This is a genomic window from Pirellulales bacterium (assembly GCA_035939775.1).
Taxonomy (GTDB): Bacteria; Planctomycetota; Planctomycetia; order Pirellulales; family DATAWG01; genus DASZFO01.
Genome location: DASZFO010000315.1, coordinates 1 through 23,295, shown reverse-complemented (window position 1 = coordinate 23,295; position 23,295 = coordinate 1). Strand labels below are relative to the sequence as shown.

Sequence of the window (23,295 nt, the reverse complement as noted above, 5' to 3'; positions counted from 1 at the left end):
GACCAGCAGGTTATTGGCCCCCGTGCCGGTCAGGCCGTAATAGCCGCCGGTCAGTTGCAGGTTCTCGAGCGTCACGCCGCTGGCCCCCGCCATCTGGATCGCCTCGCTCCCGCTCGATGTGTTCCCCCGGTTCAGCACGGCTTGCCGCAGTGGATCGGCCGTACCAGCGAATGTCGTCGGTGCGACCAGCGAATTGTATCCGTCAATCGTTAGCCCGGAATTCGCAGCGGCAATCACGGTGTTGGTCGCCAGGGTGTAGTTGCCGTCGTCCACGAAGATGGTGGCCCCCGCGCCGATATTGGGGTACGCGTTCAGCACGGCGGCGATCGAGGCCTTGGGATGGGCGGGGTCAACACCGCTGTTGGCGTCGTTGCCGGGCGCGGTAGTCCAGTCGTGCGAATCGTGCGTCAGTTTATTCGGATCCGCAACGTAATAAGCGAACTGCGGCGCCGTGATCGTGAATGGCGCCAGGCTCGCGCCGAAAAAGTTGCCGCCACCGGCGACACGGGTCACTTTTATCACGTAATCGGCCGCTGGGGTAATCGAGTTCGGAACAAACCAGGCGTATTGACCGTTGCTGGTAGCCGGTAACCCGGTTGCAATGGGTAAGTCGAACGAAGGATTGCCCTGTTCGGTCAGATCAATGCGGATCGTGTCCAACGTGTTGCTTGGATCATTGACGTCTTGACTGCGCCAACCGATCTGGAACGTTTGCAGCTCGGGCCAGACCTCGCCTCCGACCGGCCGAGTCACGAGCACATATTGGTTGGGGCTGATAGACGCGAACGAAGAGTTGCCATCGGCGCCGAGATTGATGAAACCGCCGTTGGGCGCAGGTTCGTTGGCATAGCTCGACGATGGATCGCCGCGATCGATGCCTGGCGACGTGCCGAGTGCGGAATTGATCACCTCCGATTTTGTTAGAAGCGCTGGCTTGCCAGAGATCGTATCCGCCACCGGCGCGGACGAGCCTGCGAAGTAGCCGAAGGGACTTTGCAAATGGAAATTGTCGTCGCGGCCGTCGTTGGTGGGACTGCCATAGCCCAGGACGCCGTCCGCGCCGAGCGGATTTACAAACAGCGGATCGCGAGACAGGCTATTTTGATCGTCGAACGCCGTGACTTGCCAGGCGAACAGCGCCGACCGAGGAACTCCCTGCCAGAAAGCCACTTGGCCCGAACCCGATATATACAGATCATTGTAGTCGCTACTGAATCCGATTTGGCTGTCGGGGGTGACGTTGAGATCGTAACCGGCCAGGACCCAAAGGATGTTGTTCCGCAGCGTGACGTTCTGAGAGCCGCTTTGGACCAGCACCGCGTCGCCGACCACCTGGTAAACCGTGTTGTTGGTCACCTGCGCGCCGCTGGAATAGGTGCCCGTCAGTTCGATCCCTTCGTTGGCGTTGGCGTAGACGAGGTTGTTGGCGATCTGGCCGTAGGCGGACTCTTGGATGCCGATGGAATTGGAATAGACCGTGTTCCCGAGCACGCTCGCGTTGTAGTAGACAAGAATCCCCTGGTTGGCGTTGTGATAGACCCGGTTATTGCTGACCACACCGCCGCTGTACGTCTGGATTCCCACGCCATTGTCGTGGACCACGTTCTGCGAGGCCTGGAGGCCGCTGCCGCCGCTGTAAAGGTAAATCCCCGTGCCGGTGTTGTTGTAGACCGTGTTTCCCGTGACCTGCACATAGCCGGTGGCGTAAATGCCGGTGGCATTGTTGTGCACGAGATTCCCCTGACCGTCGGCCAACGTTGGATCCGTATCGCCAATGATGGTTGGGCTGCCGGCCGTGCTATTCGAAACGTTGATTCCAACGCCAGCATTGTTGTACGACTGACTGTTGCTCAGATTCGCAATCGGGGTTGCGATATTAATCCCATCGCCGCCGTTGCCATAAGAAATCAGGCGAGTGACGACGGTCGCCGTGGCGCCGGATTCAATTCGGATTCCATCGCTCGAGTTATTGGCCACGGTCAGGTCCGACCCATTAAAGTTGGTGCTTGCATTGCGGACCCATAGGCCGTGCTGGGCGCCGAGCAGGGTCAGGTGCTGCAACGTCACGAAGTTGCCGGCGTTCACGTCGATATTGGTGCTGCCGTTGTTCGTGTTCGCCCGATCGAGCGTTGCGACATGGGCAGGATTCCCGTCGTCGGGACCCGTGAACGTGGTGCCCTGGCCATTGCCGATCGCCAGATTCCCGCTGATGACGACGTTCCGCACCTCAATGTAATTTCCCGTGTCGATACGGACCGTCGTGTTGGGTCCCAATTGAAACGCGCCGAGTATCGGCAAGAGATTGGCCTTCGGATCGCCGGGCGTTTTGCCGGTGTTCCGATTGTTCCCGACGGCCGTCGACCATTCGTCTCCTGTGAGGCTGGCGTCGTTCACATAGTAGAAGCTTCCGGCGGCAGGAACCGAGAAGTTTTCGCGCGATTGGATGAAGATTGCCGAATTCGGCACGGACGTGACCTTAATCCAATAGCGATTTGCCGTCGAGCCGGTCAGGCCGCTGGCTGCGGGACTCCAGCCGTAGGCCCCCAAGGTCACGCCGTTCACCGGCTGGTTTGGCGAGCCGCCTGGGTTGTTTCCCACGTCGACCGTGGCGATCGTGGAGAGGAACCCTGCGCCTTGCTGATACAGGTCTAGCCGAACGTTGCCCGTCACGTTGTAGGCGTGCCACTGGATTGCGTGGCCGACATTCACTTCCCAGTCGGTGTAGAAGTTCGGATAGTCGATCCGGATGAAGTTGGCCGGCGCGAGGGCGGCGCCGGACGTGTTGCCGTAGGCGCCCAGCTCGATCCGTCCGCCGCTGGGGTTGGGCTGCAAGTTAAATGCGCTTGTCGGATCGCCGGCGGCAATGCTGGTCGAGGCCACTGCGGTGAGATGATAGTTGTCGGCCGCGAGGTTGACGAATTGCGGATTGTCGAGCGTGGGGCTGACGGTCGTGTAGCCGATCGAATGGCGATCGTAGGCGGCTTCGACCTGCCAATCGAAGAGATCGCTGAAATCCTTCTGCCACCAGACGAGTTTGCCGCTGCCCGTGGTGTAAAGGTTGTTGTAATCGCTGTTGAAGCCGATTTGGCTATCTGTCGTCACATAGAGATCGTAGCCGGAATCGCTCCAGAGGATGTTGTTCTCCAGGGTGACGTTGTTTGCCCCGCCCTGCAGGCGAATTGCATCGGGAGCGCCCGCATATCCGGCGGGAATGTAGACGGTGTTGCCCAGAAGGGACAGATTGTGGGCGCCATCAACCAGGATTCCGAGACTGCTGTTTCGATAGACCAAGTTGTGATTGGCGGATGCCGTATCGTGCAGATCGATCCCCACGACGTCGGAGTAGACGCGATTGAAGGCCACGCTCGACGCGCCGAATGCGGAGATTCCGGTTTGGTTGTTGTAAACCAGATTGGGCGCCGACCAATCGGAACCGCCAAACGAGCCGTATCCGGAAAGCCCCGTCGTGTTGTCGTGAACTTGGTTGCCATAAATGATTGCGCTTCCTTGCGAATAGATTCCGGTCGCGCTGAACGAAACCTGGTTACTGTAAACTGGACCAGGGGAGTTGTCGAAGATTCCATCGGCCGTAAAGCCCGTGATGCTGTTGTCATGAATCAACGCGCCGGAATCGCTTTGAACGAATACGCCGTAGGAACCGGTGGCCAGCGTGTCGGAATAAATGGAGTTGCTCGTGCCGGCCGAATCATAGATGGAATATGTCGCGCCGGAGATCGCATTATTGTTGACCGCTTCATTGCCACAGCCGCTGAGGAGGACCCCGTAGGAGCCTCCAACGATCGTATTGCCCGAGACAACGTCGAAGCTGCCGTTGGTAATTTGAATCGCCGTGGACAATCCAGAAAATGTGTTATTGAGGAAGTTGTTGTGTGTCGAGTCGTTGACAGCGCTCGGCTGGACCGAAATCCCAGTTCCGCCAAAGCCTGCAAACGTGAAACCGTTAATCGTGTCGTAATCTGCGTCCGTGAGCGCGAAGCCCATGTTGAATGTGGTCCCGTTCGGGCTGCCTGCGTAGGCCGCTCCCTTGTCGGCCGCTGTGATCTGAACCGTACTGCCGCTGTAAGTCCCGGTGTCGACGACCACCAAATTGCCGGGACCAAGGCTGTACGTGTCCAGGACCGACTGGACCGTGGCCTTGGGATGCGCGGGGTCCAGACCGCTATTGGCGTCGTTGCCAGCGGCCAAGGTGTAAACATCATTGAGAGAACTCGCGTCGTTGACGTAATAAATCTGCGGCGCCGCGCCGCTGCGATCGACGGCGAGCGAATAAGGCTGGTGCAGCGCAGTGCCGCCAGAAACGTGAATGTAATACAGCCCCGGTTGAACGGCGAGCGAAGACACCTGGGCGCCGCTGGCCGTGGCCGAGCCCGTCTGCAAGGGATTGCCCGCCGAGTCCAGGACCGCTAGCGACAAGGGCCCGACCGACGTGTCGAACGCAGCTTTCACGTCGACGGTATCCGCGCGAAGGACTTGAAATCGATACCAATCGTTCTCGCCCGGATCAATCGGCGAGTAGAAAAGATGGATGCCAGGTCCTACGCCCAAGTTGGCGGCAGTTGCCAGAGCGCCGTTATTGGTGAACTCCCGATAGATCACTCTCCCCGCGGTGCTGAATGTGAGAGCCTCGGGGGTTGCCGTGGCGTAGCCGATCGTAGATCCGAACGAGATGTCGGCCACGGCGGCGGCGCCTGTGCTCACCAGCCTCGTATTCGCCCCGAGTTTCACGGCATTGTCGTAGTTCTGGCCCTGGGTCGTCGTCACCGAATTGGACGCGTTGCCGGCATCGAATCGCGTCGTGCCTGTCGTGGTCGAGCTGTATCCCTCCGTCGTTACGCTTTTCAGGGCCCCGTTTACGCTGCTGCCGACAAATCCCTTGAAGTCGGTCGTGCCGTCGTTGCGGACCGTCAAGGCCCAAGGACCCAGGGCATCGCTTTGAACGGTTGAATTGAAGGTGAGATTGTTGCTGGCCCCCGTGTCTGTCAGCGTGGCGTCGGCCGACAAAACGACAGCGCCGTAGCTCTGGCCCGCAGTAGTGGTTATGCTGCCGCCGTTGAGATCGGTCGCGCTGCTGGCGGAGGCGTCGAGCGATTTTAGAGCGACGGCAAAGGCGGCATCGAATTTGGTCGTTGCGCTCGTTTCGGCTTGTAGAGCGACATTAGCGTTGTTGACTGCATTGGAAAACTCGAAGTTGTCGGTCGCTGCTAGCACTGTGCCAACGGCGATCGTCGTCAGAGAGCCGAAATTGGCGGCGGTGACGCCGCTAAGATCAATCTTGATTGGGCTTGCGCCGGTCGAAGTCTGATCGATCGTGATTTTGGTCACCGCCCCGGCGGACGATCCGACGACGGAGGGCCCGGAAACGTCGATGCCTCCGCCAGCATCTCTTGAGATCGCGACGGTGTCTCCGGGATCCGCATGGATGGAAAGCGTGGTGCCGGAGTAGTTGGCGGTGATCGATAGCAGCCTGCGAGATTCCAATTGTTCAATTGCGAGCGAAAGTCGGTCGCGGGATCGGCCGCGGCCCAGTATTCGCTGTTTGGTCTTGAAACTATCGCGAGTGCGACAACACTGTCGACGATTCATGATCGACATTTTGGTTTCTCTGGATTCTTTGGACACAGTCGCACACGACTGCCGTGCGTCAATTCGTTTCGGAACAACTACCGCTAAGAAAAAAAGGGGCGAACTACTGGGATCCGATCTGCTTTACCGCGGATTTCGGAATTCAAATCGCAAACCGCCTACGACCCACCACTTTGCGCTTCGGCGCCTATGCATCGATCAAAATCGATTTTCCCAGAATGCGACTCTGTCGCGACTGCAACGACCCTCCAGTTGGTCGTGCTGCTGCCCGGGGTGACTTTAAGTGGCTAAACACCGGCCGACCGCTCGTGGCGGCCCATAAGTAGACTGGAAGCCGAGGTGAGCATACCAGACCGATATGTGCGGTGCAAGCAATTACGCGGTCCCGATTCCGATTCTCATTTCCTCACTTTATCCGCGCCCTGCCAAAACGCTCGCCCGGCGTCCGTCTCCGTTTCGGCCATCAACCACAGCACGCGCGCGATGGCCGCGTTCGAGATCATGTCGTCGGGCGGATTCGCTTTCCAGTTCTCATAGAAAGCGGCCACATTCTTATTTGCCCGCTTCAGCAGGTACTCCTCCTTCGTGGTGCGGTACAATTCCAGATCGGCTTCGACCATGAAATGTGAATACCGCACGGCATCGCGATAGACGCCCGTGTTCCGGTCCAGAAGCGAGTCCGCGGATTTCGCGATCCGTTGGGCTTGCTCCAGATACTCCTTCTCGCCCGTGGCCCGATAGAGGCCCAGCAGCGCGCGGAGCATTAGCGCGGAGTTGTACGTCAGTTTGCCGCGCTTGACCTCGCCGCTGGCGACGACTTTGCGGTCCTCAAACAGGCCGTCCTTCGCCTGCAGCGCGCTGACCGTCCAGGCGACGATCTTGCGGGCTCGATCAACGAGCGCCGCGGGGTCTCTTTCGCGATATTTCGCGAGCCGCAGACAGCCCACCGCCGCCGGCCCATTGGCGCAGGCGTTCTTGGTGCCGTCCTTGTGTGCTTGATGCCACCAGATTCCCCCGCCGCTCTCGTCGTCCCAACCGCTCAGCACGAATTCTAGCGTCGCGTCGGCTCGCGCGAGATAGCGCGGGTCGCGGTTCGTCTCATAGGCTTCGAGAAACGTGATGACCAGCCAGGCGTTGTCGTCGTAATACTTGTCGTTGCCATTGCCGCGGGTGGGCGCCGGTTCGTAGCCGGGGATTTTGACTTTCGGATCCCAGTAGCCATCGAGTGCCCTGAAGTATTTTTGCAGGAGCGGGCCGTAAGTGGCTGGCTCCGACCGCGCCGCCGCGACGAGATTCGAGAACATCACGCTCTGGCGCCACACGTAATCGGGCTTCCGCTCCGTCATGGATCGGAAATACACGCCGCTCCGCGAATCGAAGAGGGTCTTCTGGATGTGTTCCGTCACTTCGCGGGCGCGCTGCGCATACTGGCTCGGCTGCGCGGCCTGCATTGCGCCGGCAAAGGATAAAACCAACACGGCTGCCGACAGCGTCTTGCTCATCGCCTAATTCCCCCTCTCTGCTCGAGCGGGCCGCGACATTGATATCGAATATCTATTGTTCGGTCCCCTCATGAGTGCGCGTACTCGATGACGCAGAACGTGACGCCTTGCGGAGAGGTGATGCCGCAGAAGCGGCCGACGCCTGGGACGTCTTTCATCGACATGCAGAGCGTGGCGCCGAGTTCGACCGCCTGCCGCGCGGTCTCGTCGGCGTCGTTGACGGTGAAATACGTCCTCCAATGCGGCTGCGGGTTTCCCATCTGCGGCGTGATCTGCAGCATGCCCGCGACGTACGCGTCGCCGTGCTTGAAGGTCGTATACTGCGATCCCGGCATCGGCATGATCTCCGGCGTCCAGCCGAACAACTCGGCGTAGAACTTCGCCGTGCGGTCGATGTCGGTCGTCAGCGTCTCGAACCAGCTCGGCGCGCCGTGCAGCGTGCTGTCGACGTCCGTGCCGTGCGCCTTTTTCGGCTCCCAAACGTCGAAATTGGCGCCGTTGGGATCGAAGCAGACGGCCATGCGGAGATTCTCCATGATGTCGAATGCCCGCTTCACCTTGCCGCCGAGCGACGTCACCTTATCGCACGTTGCGTCCGCGCTCTCAACCTTGACCATGACGCCGATGCTGGGAGGGATCCCCTTGGGCGTTTGCGGGCCTTCGAGATCGAAGAGCCCGCCGATGTCGCGCCCGCCGACCTTCATCCCATGGCCGAGGCCCGGCATCTCGAAGTACGTCCAACCGAGCAGCTTGGCGAAGAACTCGCGGGCCTCGGCCGGCTGCGGCGTCAGCATGTTGATCCAGCAGAATTCGCCGGTCTTGCGCAGGCGCGGGCCCCTCGCCAACATCTCGGCAAGCCGTTGGTAGCTTGCGGCCACACCACGTTCCATGCCGGAGGCGATCGTGGCATCGCGGGCTTCCTTCGACGGGAAGAGCACCGTGAGCGTGAGCGCGGTTTTGCCGTCCTGCTCGGTGAGGACGACCGAGGCCAGTTGCTCACCCGCCTGGCCGTCGCATCCAGAACTGAACGATTCCGTGCGGACGACGCGCTCGGGCGGGACGACCTCGCGATAGACGCCGTGCATCGACATTTCCGTTCCATCGTCGCGGCGCCACACGTGCAGAAACGCGCCCCCCACCCTCAGATCGTTTTCGCACTCCACCATCGACCAGCCTGGCGGCCCGAGCAACCAGCGCTTGAGCAGCTCGGCCTTGGTCATGGCGTCCCAGACCAAGCTGCGCGGAGCGTCGAAGCCGCGTGTCATTACGATCTCGCGGTCGGTGGGCGTGGCGACTTCCAAGGTTCCAGACTTACTCATCGGTCGTCTCCTTTATCGCTTGGTGTGTCCACGTTTCTTGTGTTGAGTTTTCAGCTCATCGAGCAAGGTGTCGAGGCGTTGGAAGTTGCCCTCCCAGATCCTGCGATAATTCTCCAGCCATCCGCTGGCTTCTGCAAGCGGCTTGGCTTCGATCCGGCGCGGCCGTCGCTGCGCGTCGCGGCCGCGCGAAACCAGGCCCGCCCGCTCCAGAACCCGGAGGTGTTTCGAGATCGCGGGCTGACTCATCGCGAACGGCTTTGCTAACTCCATCACCGATGCCTCGCCCAAGGCGAGCCGGGTGAGGATTGCACGCCGCGTGGGATCGGCCAGCGCCGCGAACGTTGCACTGAGGCGATTGGACGGCATCATTGCATAACCCGTAGGTTTCATAACTATTAGGTTATAGTAGAATCCGACGCCGCCGTCAAGCCCCCTGGCAACAGCGTGGCGCGGCATCGCGCCATGAGCGCTCCGGGGCATCGTTGTATGCTATAGTTTTCGGAGTCATCACCTTTGAACGCCGCGTCCGGGAGCACACCATGGGCCTGTTCTGCGCCAATCTGCATTTCCGAACGACGGATGACCAGGCCCTGTCGGCGTCGCTGAAGCGGCGCGGCGTCACCCGGTATCGCGTCGTCCCCGCCAAGGGTGAATGGACTTCGCTCTACGAAGAACGGGCGTCTCAACAGGACGACGAGCGAATCCGCGATCTCGCCAGCGGACTCTCGGAAGACCTGCATGTCGCGGCCATCGCATTCATGGTTCACGACAGCGACATCGCCTGCTACTGGTTGCTCGACGACGGCCGGCTGCTCGACGAATACAACTCCTGTCCCGACTACTTCGATGATCACGATGACGGACCGCCCAGCCCGTCCGGCGGCCGGCCGGATGTACTCGTGCGTTATTGCCGGGCCGGAGTCCGAAAGGAAGAACTCGCCGCGATCCTCGCTGAGGAGACGGTGTTCGCCGAGAGCGTGATCGAGCGGCTCGCGGAAGCGCTGGGGATCGATCGCGGACGGGCGCTCGCCGACTTCCGGGATGCTAGTGGCGGCGACGGGTTGGACGGCATGGATGGACCCCACGACGAAGGCGACGGCGATGACGGCGACGGCGGCGATCCCGGCGGCGGATCGAACGTAATTCCCCTGCGGACGGCCTTGGCAGGCCGATTGGCGAAGATGCTCGGCGCCGATCCGCGGGGCGCGACCGCCGATCCACAAGCGATGGTTCTGGTTCAAGCGGCGGCGAGCGACGACATCGACGAAATCGATCGCCTCCTGGCCGAAGGCATCGCCGTCGAAGCGGAAGCGCCCGCTCCACTTCCGGGTGGCCAGGCGATGGCCGGTCTGGGCCAACTCTTCCCAGGCGGGGCGCCGAAGATCGCGATGACGCCGCTGCTGGCCGCCACCGTCAACAAGCGTCGCCGGGCGACCGAACGCCTTCTTGTCGGCGGGGCGGATCCGAATCGCGTCCATCCGCTCTTCGGAACGCCGGTGCACGCCGCCACCGGAGCCGGGGGCCGGCCGCGCGACCCTGGAACGTCTGGCCCAGGCTCAGGCGATGATGAAGTCGATGGGCATCAAGCTCCCCGGCCTTGTCGATCAAATGTCGAACGTCACGCTGCCGACGGAAGGCTGGGACGCTTGCGAACGGCTTCTGAAGGCGCGTATGGCGCGGTAGCCCTCGCCGAAGACGTCGCTGCCGTTGAGCCTCTGCTATCTCGTCTCCCCCGCGACGTCCAATTCGCCATCGCGCAGGATGAGGGTTTTCAGGAGCAGTTCGCGGCCACGGTCGGTCTGCAGCCGGAGAGTGACGAGCAACACCGGATCAGCGCCGGATTGCCGGAGTTCGACGAGAAAGCCGGCGTTTTGCAGCGAACGAATTGCGTCGGGCATGAGTTTATCCAACGGCAGCGGGATCGCGCCGGCGCGGGCGCGCCGAATGCGGACGGCGACCACGTTGGTCTCTTGCATAGAAACGTCCGCTTCGAGCGAAACGACCGCGGAAACCTGTCCGTGGTAGCGGCAGCCGACGATGATCTGACCTGAATGAATTGCCACGCGCGGATCGTTCAGCTCCGGAGGGAGCAGCTTCGGATGATTTTGTACCAGATCGATTGCCAGCCAGCCGTTGATTTGGTCGGCCCTGAAGATTGCCTGCCAGCGGCCGCGGCGGTTGGCATCGCTCGCCAAAGCGGCCGAGCGGCGGAGCATCTCGTCGCTACCCTGCTTCTGCTGCCGCGGTGCGACGTTCAGGGCGTCTTCATAAAACCGCGGCATGTGATGCATCGCGAAGTAGACCGCAGCGCCGCCCCCTGCGATGAGCAGCAACGCAAGGCCCAGAATGGCGAAAACGATCCGTCGCTTTTTCGACAAAACGAGACCTCGATTCGATGGCCCGAAATGAACGTGATTACACGGGAATCGGAATTCGGCACCGGTGGGGCACGCTTTGCGCGCCAGAAATCCTCCGCGAGGTCCGGCACGCACGGCGTGCCCTACATACTACATGTGCCGCACCGCATCAAGAGAGACCATTTCCGTTTATCCGCGTTCATTTCCGGCCATTTTCGAGAGCAATTCAATCCGTCGACACGGGCATGGACGGTTTTTTTTCCAGCTCGCGAAGCTGCGGGCTGACGCGGGCGCCGTCGGCGAGGCTCGTTTCCGGGGCCAGCACGACGACTTCGCCTTCCGAGAGTCCCTTGACGACCTCGACCGTTTCGTCGTTCATCAATCCGGTCTCTACCGCTTGCAAATGAGCGCGGCTGTCGCGGACAGTGAAGACTTGCCATTTTCCCTCCGCGCCGCGAAACAGGGCTGAACGTGGGATCACTGTTGCATCGGCCTTCGATTTGGTGAAGATTCGGACCGACACCCGATAGTCCGTGCCAATCCCACGATCATGCCGGACTCGATCCAAGTCGCTCGTGCTAAAGCCCACGACCACTTTCACCCGCTGCTGCTCGACCCCGAGAGAGCTGACCTTCGTGAACCCCGCCGGATAAACCCGCTCGACCGTGCCGTGCGCCGGAGTCGGACCGATCGCGGGACCGGAGATTTCAACGTCGTCCCCCGGCTTCACCTCGACCACGTCCTGGCTGAGCACGTCGGCCTCGACTTGCAACTCTTCCAGCCGGCCGATTTTCAGCAGCACCGTCCCCGAGGGAACCTGGCGCTCGTCGCTCATCATCCGCTCGAGCACGACGCCATTGATGGGGCTCTTCATTTGCCCGCGCGCTTCGTTCTTTTTCACCTGATCGAGCGCGACCTGGGCCTCGGACTTTTCCTTTTCGAGCACGCCGTGAGCCAGCATTTTGCGGCCGATGTATTCCGTGATCGCCTTCGGCAAGAGCAGGGTGGCCGATTCCATGGCCTTCATCGCGGCCGAGAGCAGCTCATCCTGCCGCACTTCGATCTGGCTTTGGATCTGAGCGAGCCGAGCCTGCTCGAGTTCGTCTTCCGTCTTGGCCTTGGTTTGCACGAGCCGCTGGATGCGGGAGAGATTCTTATTGTTGTAGTCGAGCTTGGCGCGGGCCGCTTCGACCTGAGCGTCGGAAGCCATCACCGAGCTGCGCATCGATTCAACCATCTTGAGCGACTGTTCGAGCGACACGTTTTCGACGCTGGCGTCGTCATTTTCCTTGATCGACGCATTGAGGCGATCGATCGAGGCATCGGCCGACGCGTGCGACAGCTTGAGATCGAGCGGGACGACTTGGGCCACGACTTCTCCCTGCTTGACGACAGTCCCCTCGACGAGGCCGATGGGCGCAACGCGGCCATCGAAGGGCATGGTGATCGAATAAACCTGCGGCAATCGGGTCTTGCCGCGCTCGTCGACGAACTCGTGGATTGGCCCTTTGCGGGCCTTGGCCGCCTCGACCGGGGCGCCGCTGCCGAAAGCGCCGATGCCGAGGACAATGGCGGCCCCAACGACGACCAGAATCAATCCGGTGATGATCCACTTGGACATGGATTACTCCTTCACGTTCAGCGCTTCGCGCCAGTCCATGCGATTGATCGAGCGCTGCACGGTGATGTGCGACAAGAGTGCGAACAAAAACGCGAAGCCCCACATTCGAATCCAAATGATCGGCGGTGAGACCAGCGGAAAGCGAAACATTTCCGTGTCGAACCGATGTGTCACCCACAGACAAAGTCCGTAGCCCAGCGGCATTCCCAGCAATGTTCCCAGCACGGTGAGCAATAGGCTTTCGCGGAGAAAATAGCCGCCGATTTGCCATTCGGTATAACCCAACACGCGGAGCGTCGCCACTTCGCGGCGGCGCTCGGCTAGGCCAATCAGCGACGTGTTGAGCAGACTTGTAAGGAAAATGACGCCGGCGAACAGCACCAACAGACCGATGAAAATCGCCTGCGTCTTGAGCACCGTTTCCGTCACGTTATGAATGGTGTTCAACCGCGACGAGTAGGATTGCACGGCCGGGAGCCGCTTCACCGCCCGGAGCAATTCACGTTTTGCGGCATCGCGCGAATCGAGCTGAAGCTGCACGCCGCTCACGGCCGATTCCTCGTCGATCAGCCGGCTGAGATAATGGATGTTGGCGTAGACGGCGATCCCGACGTAGCTATCGGCGATTTCGACGACCGGGACGGTCACGCGGCGGCGCAAGCCCTTGATCGGCTCCATTTCAATCGCGTCGCCCGCGGCGACGTCGAGTAGTTGCGCGAGTTTCCGCGTCATGACGAGGCCCGCCGACGGCACGCGCACCGGGCGCCCCCCCATATCGCGCGGGATGGTCAGCTCCGCGTGGTCGGCGAGGCCGCTGATCGCGCCCTTATGATGGAATCGGCCGTGGAAGAACTCGCAGGCCACGTCGAGCACCGGCTCGGCGCGATCGACTCCCGGCAGATGGCGGGCTTCATCGGCGGCGTCGAGCCCGCGTTCGTCCTTGAAATTGAGATCGACGTCGCTTCGCATGACTTGCGCGAATTGGAAATCGACGATGTACATCACTCCTTCGCGCAGCATGAACCCGGCCGTCATCAGGCCGGCCCCCATCGCGGCGGCGAAGATGCCAACCGTCGTTCGCAACCGATGGCGAACGAGGTTCCGCAGCACCATCCGCCAACCGAAGCCGAGCCGTCGCCACAGCGCGGCGATCCGTTCCAGCCAAATCCGTCCGCCGGCCGTTGGCGGGCGGGGGCGCATCGCCTCCGCCGGCTGCAACTGCAGCGCGACCCGTGCTCCCTGCATCGAACCCACCAGCGCGCAGCCAAGACTGATCGCCACCCCGGCGGTGTATAGGCCGGGATAGAAAAAGTTGACCAGGTTCGGGAACTCGAAAAAGCGGCGGTAGAGCCGCGTGATGAACTCGGCCATTCCGTAGCCCATCGCGCAGCCCAAAAAGCCGCTCGCCAGGCCGATCAGCGCGCCGAACTTGGTGAAGTGCAGGAACACCTGCGCGTTGGAGTAGCCGAGCCCTTTGAGCGTGCCAATGATGACGCGCTGCTGATCGATGAGCCGCACCATGAGCACATTGAGCACGAGCGCTGCCACGGCCAGAAATATCGTGGGAATGATCCCGGCAAATGTGCCCAGGCCGCGAATTTCGTCGCTCAAGAACCGATTCGACGGCTGGTCTCGGCAGGCTGTGGTCGAGAATACTCCGTACGATGCGAGCCGCCGCTCGGCCTGTCGCAGCGCCTCGTCGGGATGGTCGCGGACCTCGGGCGCCAAGAGCCCGACTACTTGATTTGCCGCGCCGTCAAAATCGAAGACCTCCTCGGCATACGATTGCGGCAGATAAAACACGCCAAAATGCTCCGGATCGGGAGTGATTGCTCCGGGGCCGACTAGATAGACGAACTCGCTCGAAATGGCCGTTCCGACAATGAACAACTCCTCGCGGCGGTTGTTCAACAACAAGTGAATCCATTGGCCGGGAAATAGACCGTGTTGCGCGGCAAACGAATCGTTGACGAGCACTTCGTTCCGGCGGCGGCCGGTGAAATAGCCGCCGCGCTTGAGCACCAGATCGTTGATGATCGGCCGCTGTTTGTCGGGCACGGAGAGAACCAGCCCGTTGAGCGGCTCCTCGACGCGATCCAGATCGACCGTGGCGAAAAATTGGATTCTCGGGCGGACCTCGCTCACGCCCGGCAATTCCACCAACGATTGCAATTCCGAGAGCGGCGCCTTTTTCACGTCGATCCAGAAATCGGCCATCCGGCACTGGCTGTAGTAGTCGTCCTTCGCGCGGTTCAAGTTCGCATGGGCGGAGCGCATATAGATGAAAGCCATCACGCCGACGGCCATCAGCCCCGTGATCGCCACGATCAGGGCCTTCGAGGCCATCAGTTCGCGGAGCAGTTTGCGGTCGAGCGTTTTCATGGAAAAAAGGGGTCAGGTCTAATTAAACGGTGGCGCGGAGTTGAGTTTTCCTTGTATGTCAATCGTCCGTTTAATTAGAGCCGACCCCTTTTTTCTACCAGACGATCTCTTCGGGCGGGCGCGGATGCGGGTTCGCATGCACTTCGACTACCTCGCCGCTGCGCAGGCGGATGACGCGGTCGGCGGCCTCCGCGATCGCGCCGTTGTGCGTGATGATGAGCACGGTCTTGCGCAGGCTGTTTTTCAAGTCGACGAGCAGCCGGAGCACTTTCTTGCCCGTCTCGAAGTCCAAGGCGCCGGTCGGCTCGTCGCAGAGCAGCATCTCGGGATTTTTCGCCAGCGCTCGGGCGATGGCCACGCGCTGCTGCTCGCCGCCGGACATTTGCGCGGGGAAGTGGTTCTGGCGGTCCGTGAGGCCGACCATCGCCAGCACCTTGTCCACGTCGAGAGGATCGCGGCTGATTTCCGTCGAAACCATCACGTTCTCGCGCGCCGTGAGGTTTGGAACTAAGTTATAGAATTGAAAGACGAAGCCGATCGTCTCCCGGCGATAGCGCGTCAGTTCGCGCGGGCTGGCGGCCGAGAGATCGCAGTCGCGGTAGACGACGGAACCGACCGTGGTCGTATCGAGACCGCCCATGATGTTCAGCATGGTCGTCTTGCCGGAGCCGCTCGGCCCGACCATGACCAAAAGTTCGCCGTTGTAGACGTCGAGCGTGACGTGGCGCAGCACCTCGACGGCAACTTCGCCCATCTGAAACGTCTTGCCGACGTTGTGCAGCCGGAGCAGGGTTTCGGTGGCAGGCGGGGCGATCGTGGGCACGCGATTGCAATGGATGAGGGCGGCGATTGATGGCATGGTGGCCGACGCTGCTAGCGTCGGCAAAAACGTGGGGACATAACGCGGCGAGCATCGAGCAGAATCCTGTCCGCCCATCCGAAAATCGCTTCTTTCTACCCCATTTTAACCAGAACGACGCCGTCGCGCGGGCCTGCCGAGCACGAACGATCCGGCTCTCAACTTCAATTGCCGGTGCTAACGGTATTAACGATTCTCTTGATTTTTCCGACTTTGACGCCGATAGACCTAACTAGGCTCCAAAACCCGGAAACCTCCAACTCAACAACGCACACGGAACGGATTCCCATGAGACACGCAGTTTTCGCCCTGATTGCGGCCGCAATCCTGACGGCCAGCTCGGGCTGCAGCATGTGCGACCAGTTGTTCGATTTCCACAGACCGTGGGGAGGCTGCGGCAACGGTGGCTGCGGTTGCGGAAATGGCGGCTGTGCAAACGGCGGCTGCGCGAATGGCGCTTGCGGGGGCGATGGTTACGCGCACTCCATGGTGCCGCGCGGAGAAGGTGGGACCAATATTGGTGCGGAAGGCCCGCCGACCGGCGCCGTCGCCTATCCCTATTACACCAGCCGCGGACCGCGCGACTTTCTGACCAACAATCCGCCCAGCATCGGGCCGTAAGTTCCAGTTGCGGACTTTGCATTGACCGCGGCGCGAGCTTGAAAAAACATCAGCCCGAAGCGCAAGCGAGGGAGCCGCGCGAATCCCTCGCTAGCGAGTCGGGCTTGTGTCGTCGCGACGATCGCCTTCTAATTCATCCGCCGTTGCAGCGGCCAACGATCAGGGCGATGTTCTGCCCGCCGAACCCGAAACTATTGCTCAGCGCATAGCGGCAGCTCGTCTCGCGAGCGGCATTTGGAATATAGTCCAAATCACATTCCGGGTCGGGAGTGTCGTAGTTGATGGTCGGCGGCAAAACATTGTCGCGGATCGCCATCAAGCAGATGATCAACTCCGTGGCGCCGGCCGCCGCGATCAGATGTCCCAGCATGCTCTTCGTGCTGGAGACGGGGATCTTGTAGGCCTGCGGGCCAAACACCGTCTTGATCGCCAGCGATTCGACCTTGTCGTTCACTTCGGTGCTCGTGCCGTGGGCATTGATGTAGTTGATGTCGTCGGGATTGAGCGCCGCGTCCTCGAGGGCCATCCGGACGCAGCTCGCCGCTCCCCGCCCTTCGGGATGCGTGTCGGTGATGCGGAAGGCGTCGGCGGTCGAGCCGTAGCCTAGCAACTCGCCGTAGATTTTCGCGCCGCGGGCTTTGGCGCGGTCGAACTCCTCGAGCACCACCATCGCCGCCCCTTCGCCGAGCACGAAGCCGTCGCGATCGCGGTCGAACGGGCGGGAGGCCTTCGTCGGCTCGTCGTTGCGCGTGCTGAGCGCCGTCAGCAGATTGAAGCCAGTTACGCCAAAGGGATGGATCATGCTGTGTGTGCCGCCGGACAGCATCACATCGGCATCGCCGCGGCGAATGATTTCCGCCGCTTCGCCGATGGCCTGGCTGCTGGCGGCACATGCCGTGAGGCAATTCAAGTTCGGCCCTTGGGCGTTGAACATGCTCGCCAGATGGCCGGAGGGCATGTTCGGTTCCTGCTCTAATTCGGCCTGCGGGTGCAGCACTTCCAAGCCGATTTGACTGAAACGGGCCAGGTCGAACTGATCGCCGCGAAGGGCCGCGGTCATCGTGGAAGTGAAGTGCGCGAAATCCTGCTGCCCCTCGCCGCTGCCGAGATAGACACCGAACCGAGTCGGCTCGACCATACGGTCGTCGATGCCCGCGTCGTCGATCGCTTGCCTAGCCGCGCCGGCGGCAAACTTCGTATGCCGGCCGCGGTATTTCCATCGGGCCGAATCCTCGCCGAACTGCGAGACGTCAAAATCGCGGACCTCGGCCGAGATGCGGGTCGGGAAGTTGCTGGCGTCGAAAATCGTCGTGTCGCCGACGCCCGATTCTCCGCGCAAAAGCCGGCCCCACGTCTCTTCGACGGAATGACCGAGCGGAGTGACACATCCTACGCCCGTGACGACCACGCGCCGTCTCGAATCGCGATTCGACATTCGTCAGTTCCTCCCGTTGGTGTTGACGAGAGGATGGCGCCGATCGGTAAACTTGGGTATTGCGAGCGGATTGCCATCGCGGTCGCGGCCGACGTCGAACATCCGGACCGCTCGCAGCCAGCCGATGATCTCCTCGGGTTCGAACATGGCCTGGCCGTTATCGCGAAGGTCGAGATGGGCAAAAAAAATCTCCGCCTCGCCTTGCAGGCGATCTTCAACGTGGCTCGTGACCACCGTGAATGCGCCCCCTTCCTTCAGGTCCTCGATCTTTGCCCGATAAACAAGCGTGTCGCCGGGCCTGGCGAGGAAATGAAAATCGGCTTTTGCCACCTTGGCCAGCACCACCTCCAGTTGGAAATCGTTTCGCTGCGCCACTAACAGCCCGGCAGTTTGGGCCATTCCTTCCAAAACCAGCGAATTAGGCATTACCGGCGCGCCGTGGAAATGATCGTGCAGATGGTCTTCCGCCAGGCTGACGTTCTTGATCGCCGTGGCATGCTGGCCGGAGACAAACTCGGTATATCGATCGATCCAAAACCAACGCATATTCCAGCTCGCAACCTGATTCCCGCGGCAACTATCAGCTCAGTCGGTAGGGTGCGTCGAGCGAAGCGCTGACGCACCGGATCAGCTCACGATCTCACCCGGCGGGGACTTTGCCCTGATTTAACTTGCTCTCGACATAGCGCACCAAGTCCTGAACGGTGAGCACGAGCACGAAGTCCTGCACGACCGGGTTGGCCTCGAATTTCGAGAGGTCCGCAAACGGCATCCGCTTCTTCAATTGCGCGATCCCCGCCGCAGTGACCTTGCCGTCGCTCAAGTATTCGGCGTTGTTGAGGATGTCTTCGGGAAACAACTCACCGCGGGGAATCTTAATACTAAACGCTTTTTCCAGGCGAAAAACGATGTCGAGGAAGTCGATCGATTCGGCCCCCAGATCGCCGACCATCGTCGCGGTTGGCGTCACTTCCTCCTCATCCACGCCTAGGGCATCGACGAGCGCGGTCCGGACCTTCTCAAAGATTTCTTCTTGCGACGGCATTACGGAGACCTCCAAATCGCGGTTTGCAAATGTGCCTAGGGGTGGGCCGGACGCAAGTCGCCCGCGAGCGCCGCGCCGGTCACGTGTGTCGCAGCGGGACGATGCAGCAAGGCGAAGAGCTTGCGCAATTCGCGTTTCACTCGGGCGTCGTCATCGGCGGTCCCAATTCCTTCATCGGCCAGATTGTAACGCTCCAGCACCAATCGCCCACTGAGTTGAACTTCGCCATTCACGGTGCCCTGGGCCTTGAGCTTCGTTTGGCGGGAATCGTGGCTGATGATTTCGGCGGTGACCGTGAGCGTCTGGCCGGGGGCGACAAAACTGCTGTACTTGACGTTTCGCGCCTCTTTCAGCACGACCATGCTATGGGCGAAATCCTCGCCCGCCCGGACCAGCCAGGCCCCGGCCTGGGTCATCGCCTCGAGCATGAGCACCCCCGGCATGACCGGAAATGACGGAAAATGGTCCGCCAAATACTCTTCGGCCAAGGCCAGGGCCTTCACCGCCGTGACTCGTTTGCCCGGCTCAAGGTGAACGATTCGGTCGAGAAGAGTGAAACGCATGGGGCAAATCGCGACTCGCGAGCAACTAACATCAACGCGGCAGAGTACTTAACTTTGCCGCCGCTGGCAGTTGCCGCATTCTCCCAAAGTTAATTCAAGCCGCTCAGTATAGACGCCATATCGACTGGCGACAACCGAAACCAGAAGCCGCGTTCCACGATTGCTGCCAGCTTGGCAGGCGTCGGCCGGTCAAGTGCTAACTACCGCCATTTCTAAACCCAATTCTGCCAATGATTAACGTCATTCCATCTCGATCGGAATTGGCACGGACTTTGCTTTTTGGTGTGCAGTGTTAAGTGTGGCCTGTCACGACATTCAGCAGATGCAATCCGATCTGCAAAGAATCCGTTTTCTCAATAGGCTCGATAAGGAGGCTTTCATTATGGTTCGACGACGCAATGGAATTCTGTTCCCGATCCAACAATTTCGCACCGATCTGGAGCGACTCTATTCCGATTTTTCTAGCCCGCCCGATCTGGCTTGGGGAGCGCCGTTAGCGATGGCCCGCGCATTTCCGCCATTCAACGTGTGGGAAGAGGGTGACAACCTGCTTGTTGAAGCGGAACTGCCGGCGGTCAAGAGCGAGGATCTTGATGTTTCCGTTGTCGGCGATGAATTGACGATCAAGGGGGAGCGCCGGCCGGTCAATGAGAGCGGCCTGACCTTCCATCGCCGCGAACGGCCGAGTGGTAGGTTCACCCGCGTTTTACGATTGCCGGTCGAAGTCGATGCCGACAAAGTGAACGCGGCGCTCAACAATGGCGTGCTCCTGATCACGCTCCCCAAGTCCGAAGCTGCGAAACCTCGGCACATTCAAGTGAAAGCGACGAAGTGAGCGGCGAGCCGCAGGACGGTAGGTCAAGTTGTCCCCGCCGGAACGGGATTTGAAGAAACAAGTAAGAAGGAAATAGGAGATACTCGTCATGGCAAATGAAATCAGTCAACAGAGTGCAACTGCCGAGGTGGGCGCACTGGAGCATACGCGAAGCGGGCAATTCTATCGCCCTGACGTGGATATCGTGGAGATGCCCGAGGAACTGCTCATTCTTGCCGACATGCCCGGCGTAGACCCGGATGAGGTCGAGATCGACTTCCAAGACGGCGCTTTGAGCATTCATGGGCGCGTGACCAACGGCCGCGTCGAGCGCGAGAGTTTTCTGCTCCGTGAATACGGGATTGGCGACTACTATCGCACATTCCGCATCAGCGAGCAGATCGACCCGAGCGGCATTTCGGCTGAGCTGACGGACGGAGTGCTCACGCTGCATCTGCCAAAGGCCGAGGCGGCGAAGCCGCGCAAGATCAAGGTGGCAGTGAAGTAATTCAAGCAAAAAGAGTTCATCTGAAAACGGAGGATCCCATGAATCTCATTCCTTGGAGAAGCAAAGGGAAGGAGAACGGCGGTTCGCATGCCCTTTCGCCGCTCGGCGAATTCCGCACGGAAATGAACCGACTGTTCGATCATTTCTTTCACGACCCTTTTTCGGCGGCTAGCCAATCCCTCGGTGATCTGACCCAATGGTCGCCGTCGCTCGATGTCGCCGAGACCGACAAGGACGTTACCGTTCGGGCGGAGATTCCTGGCGTCGATCCCAAAGACCTCGATATCCAGGTCAGCGGCAATCGACTGAGAATCTCCGGGGAGAAAAAGGAAACGTCTGAAAAGAAGGAGCAGTCGTTTTATCGCCGTGAGAGTTACTACGGCAGCTTTACGCGCGACGTGGAATTGCCGCCGGGAGTCGATGCGGAGAAAGTCGACGCCGACTACAAGGGAGGCGTGCTTACCGTGCACTTGAACAAGATGCCGGGGGCGGCCGCGAAGAAAATTCCCGTGAAGACTTCGTGATCGCCAGTGCTGTCGTAACGGAATTCGCCAGAATTCCATCACACGCCGCCATCGGTTGAGTTGAATTCTAGGGAATTCGACTACGTCCTACGACGGCTCACCTGGGCGGGGAATCCAAACGATTTCGCCCGGGCGAGCCGTTGCCGCTTTCCCCCGCCGGCTGATACGATGCTCGAATATGGGAAAGGGGATCGGAGTATCGCCGGGAGTGGCCGTCGGAACGGCCTATTGCATTCACGAGATTTTCGTGAACCCGCAGACGCGCCGGTTGGCGGCCGACGAGGTCTTTCCCGAATTGGCCCGCTATGAAAAGGCCCGCGACGCCACCGCGGCCGACCTGCATTCGCTGCACTTGAAGGTCGCCACGCAGGTCGGCAAGTCGGAGGCCGCCATCTTCCAGGCCCACGAATCGATCCTCCGCGACCCGGCGTTCAACGAGAAGATTCGCCGTTGGATCGTCGATGAGCATCAAACCGCGCCTTACGCGCTCGACCAGGTGCTCCAAGAGTATGCCAGCCTGTTCGCCCGCACCAAGGACCAGTATCTCCGGGAGCGGCTGGCCGACGTCCGCGACGTGATCGTGCGGATCAGCGGCCATCTTTCGGAAGTGCTCCATCCGCAGGCCGACGAACCGTCCGGGCCGCTCGTCCTTGTGGCGGATGAGTTGCTTCCGTCGCACGTCGTGTTTCTCGGCAATCGCGAAGTGGCCGGCATCGCCACGCAGGCCGGCGGCCAAACCAGCCATGCCGCGATTCTCGCCCGCAGCCGCGGAATCCCCGCCGTTTCCGGCGTTCGCGGGCTGCTCAAGACGGTAAAGAACGGCGACACGATCGTCGTCGATGGCCGCGAAGGGCATGTGATCGTTAATCCAAATTCGGAGATCGAAAGCGCTTATCGCAAGCTGCAGCGCGAGTTCTTCGATCTCAAAGACCATCTCGCCGCCAACCGCGATCAGGCGGCTGTCACGGCCGACGGCGTGAAGATCGAGCTGCTGGCGAATATCAACAATCTTTCCGACACGCGGGCCGCCGTGGCGATGGGGGCCTCGGGCGTTGGACTCTATCGCACCGAGTATCTATTTCTCACCCACCCGGACGTGCCGAGCGAGGAGGAACAGTGCGCGGCCTACAAGAAGATCATCGCCGCCACGCCAAATCAGCGCATCACGATCCGCACCCTCGACCTCGGCGGCGATAAGACGATCCCCTATCTCGGCCACGATCGCGAGGCGAACCCGTTCATGGGCTGGCGCTCGATTCGCTTGTCGTTCGAACACCCGGAGTTCTTCGCTACGCAGATTCGGGCCGTGCTGCGGGCGGCGGCTGGGCGAAAGAAGAGCGTCCGCCTGATGTTCCCGATGATCACCACGCTCGAAGAGATTCGCAAAGTGCGGAGCATGGTGCTCAAAGCGAAGCGGCAACTCGAACGGCTGGGCAAGCCCTGCGGCGACGTGCCGATCGGGCTGATGATCGAGGTGCCCGCCGCGGCGATCTGCATCGACTCGCTCGTGAACGAAGTGGATTTCGTGTCGATCGGCTCGAACGATCTGGTGCAATACCTGATGGCCGCCGACCGCGACAACCCGCGAGTCAGCCATCTCTGCCAGCCGCTCAGCCCGGCCGTGCTCAAGGTGCTGGCCCACACGATCGACGTTTGCACGAAAGCGGAAAAGCCCTGCACGCTCTGCGGCGAAATGGCCGGCGCGCCGAGGGCCTTCGTCCTGCTCGTCGGCATGGGGCTGCGAAGCTTCAGCATGAGCCCCGCCTTCATCCCGACGATCAAGGAACTGACGAGCCATCTCACCCGCGAACGCGCGGAAGCGATCGTCGCCCGAGCGCTTAAACTCAAGACCATCGCCGAAGTAAAGCGCTACCTCGGCGATCAGATCAGCGAACTGGCCCCGAATCTGAAGCTGCTCGACACGGCGTGAGCGAAGTTGTCTTCGGCCTGAAGGGCCGGCGGAGATCAGCCCAGGGTGAAGTGAAGCCATCCGGTAGGATGGCGAGCGAAACCCTTGTATGTTTCTTCGGCGCGAGTGATCGACGTACCCGTGGGTACGACGGAGAATGAAATTGTCACCGCCGTGGGACGGCCTGCGCAGCGGAGGCGAGCGCCAGCGAGCCGGAGCGGAGCGGGCCGTC

Annotated in this window: 17 protein-coding genes; 6 read left to right on the top strand and 11 right to left on the bottom strand. The window is 60.9% G+C overall.

Translation table 11 applies throughout. The features are described from left to right. The 4 genes from VGY55_20135 to VGY55_20120 all read right to left on the bottom strand — a co-directional run. A partial coding sequence (locus VGY55_20135; GenBank protein ID HEV2972295.1) for a right-handed parallel beta-helix repeat-containing protein occupies positions 1 to 5,499 on the bottom strand: 5,499 nt, incomplete at its 3' end. A 503-nt stretch (positions 5,500 to 6,002) separates the two neighbouring features. Then, positions 6,003 to 7,106 carry a glycoside hydrolase family 76 protein gene (locus tag VGY55_20130; protein HEV2972294.1) on the bottom strand — a complete coding sequence of 368 codons (1,104 nt, stop codon included), beginning with the start codon at positions 7,104 to 7,106 and terminating at the stop codon, positions 6,003 to 6,005. Positions 7,107 to 7,174: 68 nt separating this feature from the next. Further along, positions 7,175 to 8,425, bottom strand: coding sequence for an SRPBCC domain-containing protein (locus VGY55_20125; GenBank protein ID HEV2972293.1), 1,251 nt, complete (start codon positions 8,423 to 8,425; stop codon positions 7,175 to 7,177). 12 nt (positions 8,426 to 8,437) lie between these two features. Then, the gene (locus tag VGY55_20120; protein ID HEV2972292.1) at positions 8,438 to 8,815 is read right to left on the bottom strand and encodes a metalloregulator ArsR/SmtB family transcription factor; all 378 of its coding nucleotides are present in this window, start codon (positions 8,813 to 8,815) and stop codon (positions 8,438 to 8,440) included. A gap of 149 nt (positions 8,816 to 8,964) precedes the next feature. Between VGY55_20120 and VGY55_20115 the strand changes: the two genes are divergently transcribed. Then, positions 8,965 to 10,476 carry a hypothetical protein gene (locus VGY55_20115; GenBank protein ID HEV2972291.1) on the top strand — a complete coding sequence of 504 codons (1,512 nt, stop codon included), beginning with the start codon at positions 8,965 to 8,967 and terminating at the stop codon, positions 10,474 to 10,476. Positions 10,477 to 11,008: 532 nt separating this feature from the next. On the opposite strand, the gene VGY55_20110 is transcribed toward VGY55_20115, so the two are convergent. The 3 genes from VGY55_20110 to VGY55_20100 form a co-directional block, all read right to left on the bottom strand. Next, positions 11,009 to 12,403 carry an HlyD family efflux transporter periplasmic adaptor subunit gene (locus VGY55_20110; protein ID HEV2972290.1) on the bottom strand — a complete coding sequence of 465 codons (1,395 nt, stop codon included), beginning with the start codon at positions 12,401 to 12,403 and terminating at the stop codon, positions 11,009 to 11,011. Between the two features lie 3 nt (positions 12,404 to 12,406). Next, on the bottom strand, positions 12,407 to 14,785 hold the full coding sequence (locus VGY55_20105; protein ID HEV2972289.1) for an FtsX-like permease family protein: 2,379 nt from the start codon (positions 14,783 to 14,785) through the stop codon (positions 12,407 to 12,409). Between the two features lie 94 nt (positions 14,786 to 14,879). Continuing rightward, on the bottom strand, positions 14,880 to 15,644 hold the full coding sequence (locus VGY55_20100; protein ID HEV2972288.1) for an ABC transporter ATP-binding protein: 765 nt from the start codon (positions 15,642 to 15,644) through the stop codon (positions 14,880 to 14,882). 288 nt (positions 15,645 to 15,932) lie between these two features. Between VGY55_20100 and VGY55_20095 the strand changes: the two genes are divergently transcribed. Then, on the top strand, positions 15,933 to 16,265 hold the full coding sequence (locus tag VGY55_20095) for a hypothetical protein (GenBank protein ID HEV2972287.1): 333 nt from the start codon (positions 15,933 to 15,935) through the stop codon (positions 16,263 to 16,265). Positions 16,266 to 16,398: 133 nt separating this feature from the next. Here VGY55_20095 and fabF read toward each other — a convergent pair whose 3' ends face one another. The 4 genes from fabF to VGY55_20075 all read right to left on the bottom strand — a co-directional run bounded on the left by fabF (position 16,399) and on the right by VGY55_20075 (position 19,308). Next, the gene (gene fabF, locus VGY55_20090; GenBank protein ID HEV2972286.1) at positions 16,399 to 17,700 is read right to left on the bottom strand and encodes a beta-ketoacyl-ACP synthase II; all 1,302 of its coding nucleotides are present in this window, start codon (positions 17,698 to 17,700) and stop codon (positions 16,399 to 16,401) included. Positions 17,701 to 17,703: 3 nt separating this feature from the next. After that, a complete protein-coding gene (locus tag VGY55_20085; GenBank protein ID HEV2972285.1) occupies positions 17,704 to 18,246 on the bottom strand; it encodes a 3-hydroxyacyl-ACP dehydratase FabZ family protein in 543 nt (180 codons plus the stop codon). A gap of 94 nt (positions 18,247 to 18,340) precedes the next feature. After that, positions 18,341 to 18,745 carry an acyl carrier protein gene (locus VGY55_20080; GenBank protein HEV2972284.1) on the bottom strand — a complete coding sequence of 135 codons (405 nt, stop codon included), beginning with the start codon at positions 18,743 to 18,745 and terminating at the stop codon, positions 18,341 to 18,343. A gap of 35 nt (positions 18,746 to 18,780) precedes the next feature. Further along, positions 18,781 to 19,308: a 3-hydroxyacyl-ACP dehydratase FabZ family protein gene (locus VGY55_20075; protein HEV2972283.1), complete on the bottom strand. Its 528-nt coding sequence runs from the start codon at positions 19,306 to 19,308 to the stop codon at positions 18,781 to 18,783. 382 nt (positions 19,309 to 19,690) lie between these two features. Between VGY55_20075 and VGY55_20070 the strand changes: the two genes are divergently transcribed. The 4 genes from VGY55_20070 to ptsP all read left to right on the top strand — a co-directional run bounded on the left by VGY55_20070 (position 19,691) and on the right by ptsP (position 23,084). Further along, complete coding sequence (locus VGY55_20070) at positions 19,691 to 20,143, top strand: Hsp20/alpha crystallin family protein (protein ID HEV2972282.1); 453 nt, start codon at positions 19,691 to 19,693, stop codon at positions 20,141 to 20,143. 88 nt (positions 20,144 to 20,231) lie between these two features. Next, positions 20,232 to 20,630, top strand: a complete 399-nt coding sequence (locus tag VGY55_20065) for an Hsp20/alpha crystallin family protein (GenBank protein ID HEV2972281.1) — start codon at positions 20,232 to 20,234, stop codon at positions 20,628 to 20,630. Positions 20,631 to 20,668: 38 nt separating this feature from the next. Beyond that, a complete protein-coding gene (locus tag VGY55_20060) occupies positions 20,669 to 21,154 on the top strand; it encodes an Hsp20/alpha crystallin family protein (GenBank protein ID HEV2972280.1) in 486 nt (161 codons plus the stop codon). A gap of 178 nt (positions 21,155 to 21,332) precedes the next feature. Further along, positions 21,333 to 23,084, top strand: a complete 1,752-nt coding sequence (gene ptsP, locus VGY55_20055) for a phosphoenolpyruvate--protein phosphotransferase (protein HEV2972279.1) — start codon at positions 21,333 to 21,335, stop codon at positions 23,082 to 23,084. Positions 23,085 to 23,295: the final 211 nt, after the last annotated feature.